Origin of the sequence: Microbacterium sp. ProA8 (assembly GCF_039905635.1) — a bacterium.
Taxonomy (GTDB): Bacteria; Actinomycetota; Actinomycetes; order Actinomycetales; family Microbacteriaceae; genus Microbacterium; species Microbacterium chionoecetis.
This window is the reverse complement of record NZ_CP157000.1, coordinates 806,753-818,739: the sequence shown is the minus strand read 5'-3', so window position 1 is coordinate 818,739 and position 11,987 is coordinate 806,753. Positions and strand designations below refer to the sequence as shown.

The following is an 11,987-nucleotide window of genomic DNA, read 5'->3' as shown; positions in this document are numbered from 1 at the left end:
CCGACCCCCTCTGGGATCAGCAGTTGCGAGGAACTTACTTGATGATCTTCGTGACCGTGCCGGCGCCGACGGTGCGGCCACCCTCACGGATCGCGTAGCCGAGGCCCTCCTCCATGGCGATCGGCTGGATCAGCTCGACCGTCATGTCGGTGGTGTCGCCGGGCATGACCATCTCGGTGCCCTCGGGCAGCGTGATGACGCCGGTGACGTCGGTGGTGCGGAAGTAGAACTGCGGACGGTAGTTCGTGAAGAACGGGTTGTGACGGCCGCCCTCCTCCTTGGACAGGATGTACGCCGTGCCCTCGAAGTTGGTGTGCGGGGTGACCGAACCGGGCTTCACGACGACCTGGCCGCGCTCGACGTCGTCACGCTTGGTGCCGCGCAGGAGCAGACCACAGTTCTCGCCGGCCCAGGCCTCGTCGAGCTGCTTGTGGAACATCTCGATACCGGTGACGATCGTCTTCTGCGTCGGGCGCAGACCCACGATCTCGACCTCGGAGTTGATCGCGAGGGTACCGCGCTCGGCGCGGCCCGTGACGACCGTGCCACGGCCGGTGATGGTGAAGACGTCCTCGATGGGCATGAGGAACGGCTTGTCCTTGTCACGCACCGGGTCGGGGATCGACTCGTCGACGGCGTCCATGAGCTCGACGATCTTCTCGACCCACTCGGCGTCGCCCTCGAGAGCCTTCAGGCCCGAGACGCGGACGACGGGAGCGTTGTCACCGTCGAAGTCCTGCGACGACAGCAGCTCGCGAACCTCGAGCTCGACGAGCTCCAGGATCTCCTCGTCGTCGACCATGTCCGACTTGTTCAGCGCGACCAGCAGGTAGGGAACGCCGACCTGCTTGGCGAGCAGCACGTGCTCGCGCGTCTGCGCCATCGGGCCGTCGGTGGCGGCGACCACGAGGATCGCGCCGTCCATCTGAGCAGCACCGGTGATCATGTTCTTGATGTAGTCGGCGTGACCCGGGGCGTCGACGTGAGCGTAGTGACGCTTCGGGGTCTCGTACTCGACGTGCGAGATGTTGATCGTGATGCCGCGCTGGCGCTCCTCGGGAGCGGAGTCGATCGACGCGAAGTCGCGCTGCACGTTGGTGGCCGACGGGTACTTGTCGGCGAGCACCTTCGAGATCGCTGCGGTGAGCGTGGTCTTGCCGTGGTCGACGTGACCGATCGTTCCGATGTTCACGTGCGGCTTGGTGCGCTCGAACTTGGCCTTAGCCACTGGGTCCTCCTCAGGACGTTCGTGTAGAACTTCCGGACGCTGGTGTGCGCCGGTCGCCTACGGGGATATCTCCACCTTAGTGGAGACGGTTCTGGTGATTCTGTGTGAAGTTGTGCCCCCGGGATGCCTCGTCACCGAGGCATCCCGGGAGAAAAGGGCTTACTCGCCCTTGACCTTCTGGATGATCTCGTCGGCCACGGCGCGAGGAACCTCGGCGTAGCTGTCGAACTCCATCGAGTACACGGCGCGGCCCGAGGTCTTCGAGCGCAGGTCGCCGATGTAGCCGAACATCTCGGACAGCGGGACCAGCGCACGGACGACCTTGACGCCCTGGGCGTCCTCCATGGACTGGATCTGGCCACGACGCGAGTTCAGGTCGCCGATGACGTCGCCCATGTACTCCTCGGGAGTACGCACCTCGACCGCCATGAGCGGCTCGAGGATGACGGGGTTCGCCTTGCGGACGGCCTCCTTGAAGCCCATCGAGCCGGCGATCTTGAACGCCATCTCGGACGAGTCGACGTCGTGCGACGCGCCGTCCGTGAGGATCGCCTTCACGCCCACCATGGGGTAGCCGGCGAGCACGCCGACGTTCATGGCGTCCTGGAAGCCCTGGTTGGTCGGCTCGATGTACTCGCGCGGGATGCGGCCACCGGTGACCTTGTTCTCGAACTCGTACGTCTTGTCGGCCGTGACCTCGAGGGGCTCGAGCGCGAACTGGATCTTCGCGAACTGACCCGAACCACCGGTCTGCTTCTTGTGCGTGTAGTCGTGACGCTCGACGGTCTTCTTGATCGTCTCGCGGTACGCCACCTGCGGCTTGCCGACGTTGGCCTCGACCTTGAACTCGCGCTTCATGCGGTCGACCAGGATGTCGAGGTGCAGCTCGCCCATGCCCTTGATGACGGTCTGACCGGTCTCGGAGTTCTGCTCGACGCGGAACGTCGGGTCCTCCTCGGCGAGCTTCTGGATCGCGAGACCCAGCTTCTCCTGGTCGGCCTTCGTCTTGGGCTCGATCGCGACCTCGATGACCGGCTCCGGGAACGTCATCGACTCGAGGACGACCTGGTTCGCGCTGTCGGACAGCGTGTCACCGGTGGTGGTGTCCTTGAGGCCGATGACCGCGTAGATGTGACCGGCGGTGACCGAGTCGACCGGCATCTCCTTGTTGGCGTGCATCTGGAAGATCTTCCCGATGCGCTCCTTCTTGCCCTTGGTCGCGTTGACGACCTGGGCGCCGGAGTCGAGGTGACCCGAGTAGACGCGGATGTAGGTGAGGCGACCGAAGAACGGGTGCGTCACGATCTTGAACGCGAGCGCCGCGAACGGCTCGTCGCGGTCGGCGTGACGCTCGATGATGACCTCTTCGTTCTTCGGGTCCTTCGCCTCGATGGCGGGGACGTCGAGAGGCGACGGGAGGTAGTCGACGACCGCGTCGAGCATGGGCTGCACGCCGCGGTTCTTGAACGCCGAGCCGCAGAGCACGGGGTAGAGCTCCGAAGCGATGGTGAGCTTGCGGATGGCGCCCTTGATCTCGGCGGTGGTGAGGCCCTCGCCGCCGAAGTACTTCTCGAGCAGGTGCTCGTCGGACTCGGCGACCGTCTCGAGCAGCTTCTCGCGGTACTCGGCAGCCTTGTCGGCGAGCTCGGCCGGGATCTCCTGGATCTCGTACTTGGCGCCCATGGTCACGTCGCCCTTGGCGTCGCCGGGCCAGACCAGCGCGCGCATCTCGACGAGGTCGATGACGCCGACGAAGTCGTTCTCGGCGCCGATCGGCAGCTGGATGACCAGCGGCTTGGCCTTCAGGCGGTTGACGATGGTGTCGACCGTGAAGTAGAAATCGGCGCCCAGCTTGTCCATCTTGTTGACGAAGCAGATGCGGGGGACGTCGTACTTGTCGGCCTGACGCCACACGGTCTCGGACTGGGGCTCGACGCCCTCCTTGCCGTCGAAGACGGCGACGGCACCGTCGAGGACGCGAAGCGAGCGCTCCACCTCGACCGTGAAGTCCACGTGACCGGGGGTGTCGATGATGTTGATCTGGTTCTTGTCCCAGAAGCACGTCACGGCGGCGGACGTGATCGTGATGCCGCGCTCCTGCTCCTGCTCCATCCAGTCGGTGGTGGCAGCGCCGTCGTGCGTCTCGCCGATCTTGTGGTTGACGCCCGTGTAGAACAGGATGCGCTCGGTCGTCGTCGTCTTGCCGGCATCGATGTGCGCCATGATGCCGATGTTGCGGACCTTGTTGAGGTCGGTGAGCACTTCTTGTGCCACGGGGTGTCCTTACGGGTTGAAAGTGAGTCTGGGGCGTTTCGTCTCGCTTCGCTCGCTCAACGACCGAGATCTCCGGTCGTTGAGCGAGCGAGGTACGAGCGAGACGAAACGCGCGAAGTGGATTACCAGCGGTAGTGCGCGAAGGCGCGGTTCGACTCGGCCATCTTGTGGGTGTCTTCGCGGCGCTTGACCGCGGCACCCAGGCCGTTCGAGGCGTCCAAGATCTCGTTCTGCAGACGCTCGGTCATCGTCTTCTCACGACGACCCTTCGCGTAGCTCACGAGCCAGCGCAGCGCCAGCGTGTTGGCGCGGTGAGGCTTGACCTCGACCGGCACCTGGTAGGTCGAGCCACCGACACGGCGGCTCTTGACCTCGAGGGTCGGGCGCACGTTGTCGAGCGCCTTCTTGAGCGTGGCGACGGCATCCTGGCCGTTCTTCGCCTCGACACCCTTGAGGGCGGTGTACACGATCGACTCGGCGATCGACTTCTTGCCGTCGACGAGGATCTTGTTCACCAGCTGGCTGACGATGGGTGCGCCGTATACCGGGTCGTTGACGACGGGGCGCTTCGGGGCGGGTCCCTTACGAGGCATGTTGCTTAGCCCTTCTTCGCGCCGTAGCGGCTGCGAGCCTGCTTACGGTTCTTGACTGCCTGGGTGTCGAGCGCACCGCGGACGATCTTGTAGCGGACACCGGGGAGGTCCTTCACACGACCGCCACGCACGAGCACCAGCGAGTGCTCCTGCAGGTTGTGGCCCTCGCCGGGGATGTACGCGGTGACCTCGGTGCCGTTGCGGAGCTTGACACGGGCGACCTTGCGCATCGCCGAGTTCGGCTTCTTCGGGGTGGTGGTGTACACACGGGTGCAGACACCCGCCTGCTGCGGGTTCGCCTTGAGCGCCGGCGCCTTGGTCTTCGAGACCTTGGGCGAGCGACCCTTGCGAACCAACTGCTGAATGGTTGGCACGTTCTCTCCTTGTCGTCTGCGCGGTTGTGGCGCGCAGCTGCTGCACGGTGACAGCGTCGTGGTCTCCCCCGCGGCATCCGGATCTTGCGATTCATGACGCTGCGGGCTCACGCGGACCCACCGACGCGGCAGAATGACTGACGCGCTTTCGCTGGTGGGTATGCCGTGGGGGTGGCCTGTTCGCAGGCCGTTCCCTGAGATGCGGCGCCCACACCATCGTCCGCACCGAGGCACAGTTGACGGCGCGCGTGAGCGCACACCCGATCCATGATACGTGGGTTTCGGGGGTCGGGCAAACGCGCAAGCACGTTGCGGGCCGAACGGGGCCGCGACACGCCGCGCCGGGTGCCAGATCGGCCCGGCTGGGCGCGTCAGCCGACGGTCAGCAGAACCACGAGCGACACGGCGACGACGGCGGCGAGAACGGATGCCGCAGCCACGACCACGATCGCACGACGGCGCCGGCGGCGCCGCAGGGCGGCCTCGGCGGCGGCCGTGTCGATGTACGCCTGCGGTGCGCGTGGACCCGGCTCGGCTCGCGTCGCGTTCGCCGCCGGCAGGGGGCGCGCGCGATACACGGCCCCGTCCACCTGCGGAGGCGACGAGACGCGGCCGTGCCACGAGGACGCGCCGGTGCGAGCCGGGCCTGCCGGACGGTCGTCGGCGGCGCCCGCATCGGCGGGTGCGCTGCGGCGCGGGCCGACCGGTCCGGAGGCGGTCGCAGCCTGGGTGGTCAGCTCGGAGGCCTGCGGACCCGCCGAGCGGGACGACACGGCGGTGACGTCGACGTCGGCCGGAAGCGCGGTGGATCGGCGCCGGGCCGCGTCGGACGGCGCGGGGGCACCGGCATCCGTCGTCCTCGCTCGTGCCCGCCGGCGGGGAAGAGTCCGGTCGTCCGGAGCGTCGTCGGCGGACGGCCCCGCGGCCGCCGTGGCGCGCTGCGAGAGGGCCGTGCGCTCGTCGTCGGGATCGATCACCCGTCGCTCCGCCGCAGCCGGACCTCCGCGTCGCCCAGCAGGAACCGGTCGCCCGCCTCGACCTCTTCGCCGGCGGGCGCCTCGACCTCGGTGCCCATCACCGTCGCGAACAGCACGCCGTTGGTGGAGTCGAGGTCGGTGACGTACCAGCGGTCGTCGCGCAGCGTCAGCCGGGCGTGGGTCTTGGAGACGGTGCCGTCGTGGATCGACACCAGCTGCGCGCCCGGGAAGTCGGGGTCTCCCGCCGGCCGCCTGCCGAGGATCACGACCTCCGCCGACAGGGCGACGGGATCGCCGGTCGGCGGGACCAGCGTCCAGTCGGTGCGCTTGCGGCGGGCGATGATCGTCTCGTCGAGCACGTCCTGCTCGTCGGGGATCTCGGGCTTGCCGTGGAAGGCCGACACCGAGGTCCGCGCCGAGCGCGGCGCGCCGGCATCCGGTGCGCCCGCGATCGCCGACACGGGACCGGACGCCTCGGGGAACGCGTCGGTCTCGCTCATCGGCGAGCGCGCCGGCGCCCACGGCTCGGACTCCTCGCCGCCGGCACGGTCGGCGACCGGCACCCGCATCACGGGCGGGCGCGTGAGGTGCTCACCCGTCGTGGACCCCTCGGGAGCCGCGAACGCACCGGACGCGGGCGCGAAGGTGGACGCGGAGGCGGGGGCGGGCGCGGGTGCGGGTGCGGACGGCACGGCCGAGATGGGTCCCGGAGCACCGGGCACCGCGCCGGTCACCTCGGCGCTGCGGTCGGTCGTGTCGAGGACGAAACCCTGCCAGGGGTCGGGAGGCGCGCCGGCGTCGGCCCGCGCGGACTCTTCGCCGGAGGCGCCGGAAGGAGCGGCGGCGGGGGTGGCGGAGAGCGGACCGGAGCCACCCGGACTCGTCGCGACAGGACGGCCCGGAAGCGGGGGAGGCGTCCAGCCGCCCGCGGGCGGCACGACGTCCGCCGCAGCCGGTGCACCGGGCGTCGGGGCGGCGGGGGGCGGCGGCGCGTACGCGGCCGGGGCGAATCCGGCGGCCGCCGATGACGCGGGCGGGAACACGGCCTGCTCACCCGAGCGCGAGGCGGGAGCGGGGAAGGGCGGCAGCGGCGGAAGGCCGGGCGCCTCGGTCGATGCCCGGCGGACGCCGCCGCCGAGCGGGCCGCGGGAGGAGGCATCCCGTCCGACCCATCGTGCACTTCCCCATCCGACGATGGACGCCCAGACAGGGAAGAGCAGGACGCCGACCACGGCCATGCCGGCGCCGAATCCGAACGCCACGCTGACGCGGTAGAGCGCGATCGCGAACACCACCAGGAACGCGATGTTCACGAACGGGACGAAAGCGAGCACCACCAGCCACGGCGAGAGTCCCGCCAGCTGCAGCAGCACGACGAGGTTGAGGATCGGCACCCAGGCCTTGAAGGGCTCGACGCCGGACTTGCGGAAGACCGCCGAGAGGGCGAGCGCCATCCAGACGTAGACGCCGGCGAACAGGAGCAGGCCGATCAGCGTGCCGAAGACGGCGGCGGTGGCATCGGTGGCGTTCATGGCATGGGACGCACGGGCTGAGCCCGCCGTCTCCCCCTCTCGGAGAATCGGCTGCGGACGCCCGCCTCGGGCGCCAGTGGTCGGAGCAACGATCTCAACGATACGGTCGCCAGGGCTCCGCGCCAGAACCCATTCTGGCGGCGCAGCGTCCGCCGCTCTGCGTCGACCGTGTCCCAGTATCGCCGGGCCTCGTCCGCCGTCAGCTCTGCGTGCGAGAACACCGCGCGGTCGGCGGTGTGCGCGAGCTCGTCGCCGGCGGGGGTCGCGAAGGCGGCGGCCAGCTCGGTGCGGGTGAGCGTGCGGGATGCCGCGTGCCCCGTGTCGAGGGCGGCGTCGACGTATTCGTCCCAGCCGCCGGCGATCCGGGCGGACGGCGTCCCCGTACGTCGCCGGGACCGGCGGCGAGCGGCCTTCGTCCCGATCACGATGAGGAACGGCCCGAACGCCAGGGCGAGCACGAGCAGCGCGATGCCCGCGATCCGCAGTGTCGGCCAGAGCCACGCGAGGTCGAGGCCGGACTCGTCCTCGGGGGTGCGCTCCTCGCCGGAGTCCTCCTGTGCGGGGTCCGGCGGCACGACCTCCTCCACGGTCTCGGGCCGCACCTCGGTCACGTTCTCGGGATCGCGCTGCTCCGTCACATCCAGGCTCGGCGACACGGCGTACTGAGGCGTCACGTCGACGGCGACCCACTGCCCTCCGGCCGACTGCACCTCGGTCCACGCGGTGAGGTCCTGTGCACCGCATGCTCCGTCGTCACAGGTGGCGAGGCCCGGCTCGGCCGACGTCAGCCGGGCGCCGAGCACGACGCGCGACGGGAAGCCGAGCTCGCGCGCCATGAGGGCCACCGCGACCGCGAACTGCTCGTCGTCGCCGATCGCCGCGACGAGATTGTCGCTCCGCGCGCCCTGCGGGTCGGTCTCGCGCTCGAGCAGGCGCGCGAACATGGTGTCGACCCGAGCCAGCGAATGGCCGGAGGCGCTCGGCTGGAACGTGTAGTCGGGGAGCGCGGCGGCCCATGCCGGCTCCTGGTCGCCGCGGGACAGGCCGTGGCTGAGGTAGCCGCGCTCGCGGAGCAGCGAGACCAGGCCGGCGAGGGCGGCGCCGCCCGAGCCCGTCGCATGCTCGTCCATCCACGCCCGCAGGTTGTCCGGCGCGGCGACGCCCCCCGGACTGCCGGGTGCCTCGAGCTCGGCGAGGTCCGCGGTGGGCGGCTCGACTCCGCGCACGACGTAGCTGTCGCCCGCCTCGAGGCCTCCCCCGGCGGTCTGCACCCCGGCCGATGCGGCGGCGTTGTAGTAGAACCGATCGGCGAGCGACGCCGACCGGTCGCCGGCGAACCGGATGGCCGAGAGCCGGCCGGCTGTCGGCATCCAGATCCCGTCCCACGCGCCGATCTCGACGCGCGCCTCGACGACCTCGCCCTCGCCGGCGTCGAGCGCCGACGGCACACGCACGAACCGCCCCGCGTCGACGGCGCCCTCGCCGCCCGAGCGGTAGACCTGGCCGTCGTAGGCGTCGAGGGTCGCGATCCGCACGCGTTCCGGCAGTGCGCCCGCGGCTCCGTCCGCCACGGGCTCCACCGTGAAGAGGACCTCGTCGGCGCGGTCGTCGGTGAACAGCGCCCGGTACTGCGCCAGCGGGCTCACCTCGGCCGACAGGTCGATGTCGGGGCCCACCGCCGAGCGCAGCACGTCGCGGTCGGCCCCGCGGGCGGCGAACGGCACGACGGCCACCGCGAGCACGAGCGCGCCGACCACCATGCCGGCACCGAGCGCCGTGCGACGGCGGTCGGCTGCGGTGGGCCGACGCGAGATGCGCACGCCACTGGAGGCCGCGGCGCGCTGCAGCGCGCGCATCCGCTCGTCGTGCGTGCGCCACGCGAGCCACAGCAGGCAGGTGGTGAGACCGGCGATGCCGACCGCCGTCTCGACGGGGGCGTACAGCGTGACGGGGCCGAGCTGCAGGGGCGCGCTCACCGTGGTGCGTCCGAAGAACAGGCCGAAGGTCACCATGCCGAGCGCCACCGGGACCGCGGCGTAGGCGGCGCGGTCGTCGCGCCAGGCCAGCAGCAGCACGAGGCACGTGCCGACGAGGAAGACGACGAGCGCCGGCACCAGGAGGTTGCGGTACGAGCCGACGGGCAGCTCGACGGTGACGAGGTCCTTCCACCCCAGCACGAGCCCGGTCGCCACCTCGGCCAGCCCTCGCAGGACGTCGCCGGCCGCCCCGAGGCGCGAAGGCACCGCCAGCGGCACCCCGAGCAGGAGCACGGCGGCGGCCAGTGCCGCCGCGACGATCCAGCCGCTCCACCGCCGCCACCACGCCACCGCCGCGATGCCCCCGCCCACGAGGGTTCCGACAGCCACCAGGAGCGCGAACGCGCCGGAGCGGTAGATGGGCCAGGCGGCGACCGCGGCCACCGCGGCGATCAGCACCGCGAACGCGAAGCCCACCCAGATGCGCGGCACCAGCCGCGGCGAGCGCGCTTCGGCGGCGGCTGCGGCGGCGGGCTGCGGGACGGCTGGAGTGCTCACCGGCACGTCGATGGGCCCGCTCACGACGTCGCTCCCCGCAGGAGGAGACCGGCGAGGTCGTCCAGGGTCCCGACGGTGAGCACCGTCATGCTCGACAGCGACTGCATACGCGGGTGGGCGCGCTCGTCGCAGATGAGGCCGACGACCGTCGTGTCGGCGGGAAACGCGAGCGCCGCCTGCTGCAGTCGACTGAGCGGCACGCGCGAGCCGACGACCACGAACGCGATCGAGAGGTGCTCCCCCGACTCGGCGGTGAGCCGGCACACCTCGCCCACCGGCATGGTGCTCTCGATCAGGTCGATGCCGCTGAACCCGTCGAGCATCGGGCGGAGCGCCGCAGCCGGGATGCGGCGGATGGCCCGGAGGCGCCCGCGGACCACCCGCGGGATCTCCGAGCCGGTGACGATCTGCACGTCGCGCGCGTCGTGCACCGCGCGCAGGCCGAGCGAGGCGGCACACGACACGGCGAGCTCGAACTCGTCGGCATCCGCGTACTCGCCCTCGGCCACCGCGAGCACCACCGCCATGCGCGAGCGCCGCGACTCCTCGTACTGGCGCACCATGAGCCGCCCGGTCTTGGCCGTCGAGCGCCAGTGGATCTGCCGGCGCGAGTCGCCCGGCACGTACTCGCGGATGGCGTGGAACGACATGTCGGCGTCGACGAGCCGCCGCGTCGGAGCGCCCTCGAGGTCGCGGATCAGCCCCGCGCTCGTCGACGGCAGCGCGGTCGTGCGGGGGTGGACGTAGAGGTCGTGCACGTCGGCGAAGGAGTGCTCGCGGCGCAGGAGCCCGACCGGGTCGCTGCGGACGGTGGTCGCCGGCCCGACCGTCACGATGCCGCGGCGGAGGCCCGGGATGTCGAGCGGCTGGTCGACGGTGTGACCCGGGCGCAGCAGGGGCACACCGAACTCCACCAGCCCCGCACCCACCGCGACGTCGATGCGCCCCGGCAGGGCGACGCGGTGACTCTCGTTGCGCACCACGATGCGCCCGCTCACGCCGTCGCCCGCCACGATGCGCTCGTGGGTGAGGGTGAGGTCGACGTCGTACGCGCGGGCGCCGAAGAGGAACGGCACGGCGGCGATCAGGAGGAGGACGGATGCCGCGCCCGCGACCATGAACTCCACCCAGCCGAAGGCGATGCCCAGGACGAGCCCCGCCGTCCCCGCCAGCGCGGCGAGGGCGCCGGCGGGCCGGATCGTCCGCGCCGACCAGACGGCGGCTGCGCCGATGGCGGACGCGCTCGCCCGCCACGCGCCGGTCCCCCACACGGCGGCGCGCACCAACGCGCGCCCGCGGCGCGGCGCCACACTGGTCGCGGAGCCCGTGGCGGTGGTGGTGAGGTGGGTGCGACCCTCCGTCGCGGTGGACGAGACGGTGCGGGTGATGCGCGGATCCAGGGTGCCGGTGCCGCCGCGCCGGCGCTCACCAGCCCCCGACGCACCTCCTCGACGGTCGGCGCTCATACCGCTTCGCGTCTCGAGGGCGGGGCCACGTCGAGCAGCACCTGGCCGACAACGGTCTCCTGCGTCACGCCGTCGAACTCGGCCTCGGGGTGCAGGATCAGCCGGTGCGAGAGCACGGGCACCGCGAGGGTCTTGACGTCATCGGGCGTGGCATAGGTGCGCCCCTGCGAGGCGGCACGGGTGCGAGCGGCGCGGGTGAGTGCGAGCGCGCCGCGGATGCTGACGCCCAGACGCACCTCGTCGGCGGTGCGCGTGCCGTCCACCAGCCGTGCGATGTAGTCGAGCACGAGCGCGTCGACGTACACCTGGGCGGCGAGATCCGCCATGCCGACGAGGGCCTGCGGCGTGATGATCGGCGTGAGGTCCGCCGTCGCGATGGCCGCGCCGTCGAGGATGCGGACGGTCGCCGCATGGTCGGGATAGCCGAGCGAGGTGCGCATCATGAAGCGGTCAAGCTGCGCCTCGGGCAGGCGGTAGGTGCCGGCCTGCTCGACGGGGTTCTGTGTCGCGAGCACGAGGAACGGCACGCCGGCCTCACGCGAGACGCCGTCGATCGTGACGCGGCCCTCCTCCATCACCTCGAGCAGTGCCGACTGCGTCTTGGGGCTCGCCCGGTTGATCTCGTCCGCGAGCACGATGTTGGCGAAGATGGGGCCGGCGTGGAACTCGAACACCCCCTCCTTCTGGTCGTACACGCTGAGCCCCGTGATGTCGCTCGGCAGCAGGTCGGGGGTGAATTGGATGCGGGTGTTCGAACCCTGCACGGACTGCCCCATCGCGCGCGCGAGGGACGTCTTGCCGGTGCCCGGCACATCCTCGAGCAGCACGTGGCCGTCGCTCAGCATCGCGGTGAGCACGAGTTCGACGACGTGGCGCTTGCCCAGCACGGCACGCTCGACGTTGTCGGCGATCTGCCCGAACGTCTGCGCGAACCAGTCGGCCTGCTCCTGCGTGATCGTCATGTCGTGTCTCGTCCTCTGTGGCGGGGGATTGTCGTGGGGATGTCGGG

Annotated in this window: 9 protein-coding genes; all 9 read right to left on the bottom strand. The window is 70.9% G+C overall.

The features are described 5' to 3' along the window. Positions 1–34: 34 nt before the first annotated feature. The 9 genes from tuf to ABG085_RS03475 all read right to left on the bottom strand — a co-directional run bounded on the left by tuf (position 35) and on the right by ABG085_RS03475 (position 11,940). The gene (tuf, locus tag ABG085_RS03515) at positions 35–1,228 is read right to left on the bottom strand and encodes an elongation factor Tu (protein ID WP_347978058.1); all 1,194 of its coding nucleotides are present in this window, start codon (positions 1,226–1,228) and stop codon (positions 35–37) included. 159 nt (positions 1,229–1,387) lie between these two features. Beyond that, positions 1,388–3,502: an elongation factor G gene (gene fusA / locus ABG085_RS03510; protein ID WP_347978057.1), complete on the bottom strand. Its 2,115-nt coding sequence runs from the start codon at positions 3,500–3,502 to the stop codon at positions 1,388–1,390. 122 nt (positions 3,503–3,624) lie between these two features. Continuing rightward, the gene (rpsG, locus tag ABG085_RS03505; RefSeq protein WP_055962856.1) at positions 3,625–4,095 is read right to left on the bottom strand and encodes a 30S ribosomal protein S7; all 471 of its coding nucleotides are present in this window, start codon (positions 4,093–4,095) and stop codon (positions 3,625–3,627) included. Between the two features lie 5 nt (positions 4,096–4,100). Next, positions 4,101–4,469, bottom strand: coding sequence for a 30S ribosomal protein S12 (gene rpsL / locus ABG085_RS03500; RefSeq protein ID WP_018171438.1), 369 nt, complete (start codon positions 4,467–4,469; stop codon positions 4,101–4,103). Between the two features lie 371 nt (positions 4,470–4,840). Continuing rightward, on the bottom strand, positions 4,841–5,446 hold the full coding sequence (locus ABG085_RS03495; protein ID WP_347978056.1) for a hypothetical protein: 606 nt from the start codon (positions 5,444–5,446) through the stop codon (positions 4,841–4,843). Beyond that, complete coding sequence (locus tag ABG085_RS03490; protein WP_347978055.1) at positions 5,443–6,978, bottom strand: DUF5684 domain-containing protein; 1,536 nt, start codon at positions 6,976–6,978, stop codon at positions 5,443–5,445. Before ABG085_RS03490 ends, ABG085_RS03495 begins: the two co-directional genes overlap by 4 nt. Continuing rightward, positions 6,975–9,536 (bottom strand): transglutaminaseTgpA domain-containing protein, encoded by a 2,562-nt coding sequence (locus ABG085_RS03485; protein ID WP_347978054.1) that lies wholly within the window; start codon positions 9,534–9,536, stop codon positions 6,975–6,977. Before ABG085_RS03485 ends, ABG085_RS03490 begins: the two co-directional genes overlap by 4 nt. Next, complete coding sequence (locus tag ABG085_RS03480; RefSeq protein WP_347978053.1) at positions 9,533–10,978, bottom strand: DUF58 domain-containing protein; 1,446 nt, start codon at positions 10,976–10,978, stop codon at positions 9,533–9,535. Before ABG085_RS03480 ends, ABG085_RS03485 begins: the two co-directional genes overlap by 4 nt. Further along, positions 10,975–11,940, bottom strand: a complete 966-nt coding sequence (locus tag ABG085_RS03475) for a MoxR family ATPase (protein WP_347978052.1) — start codon at positions 11,938–11,940, stop codon at positions 10,975–10,977. Before ABG085_RS03475 ends, ABG085_RS03480 begins: the two co-directional genes overlap by 4 nt. Positions 11,941–11,987: the final 47 nt, after the last annotated feature.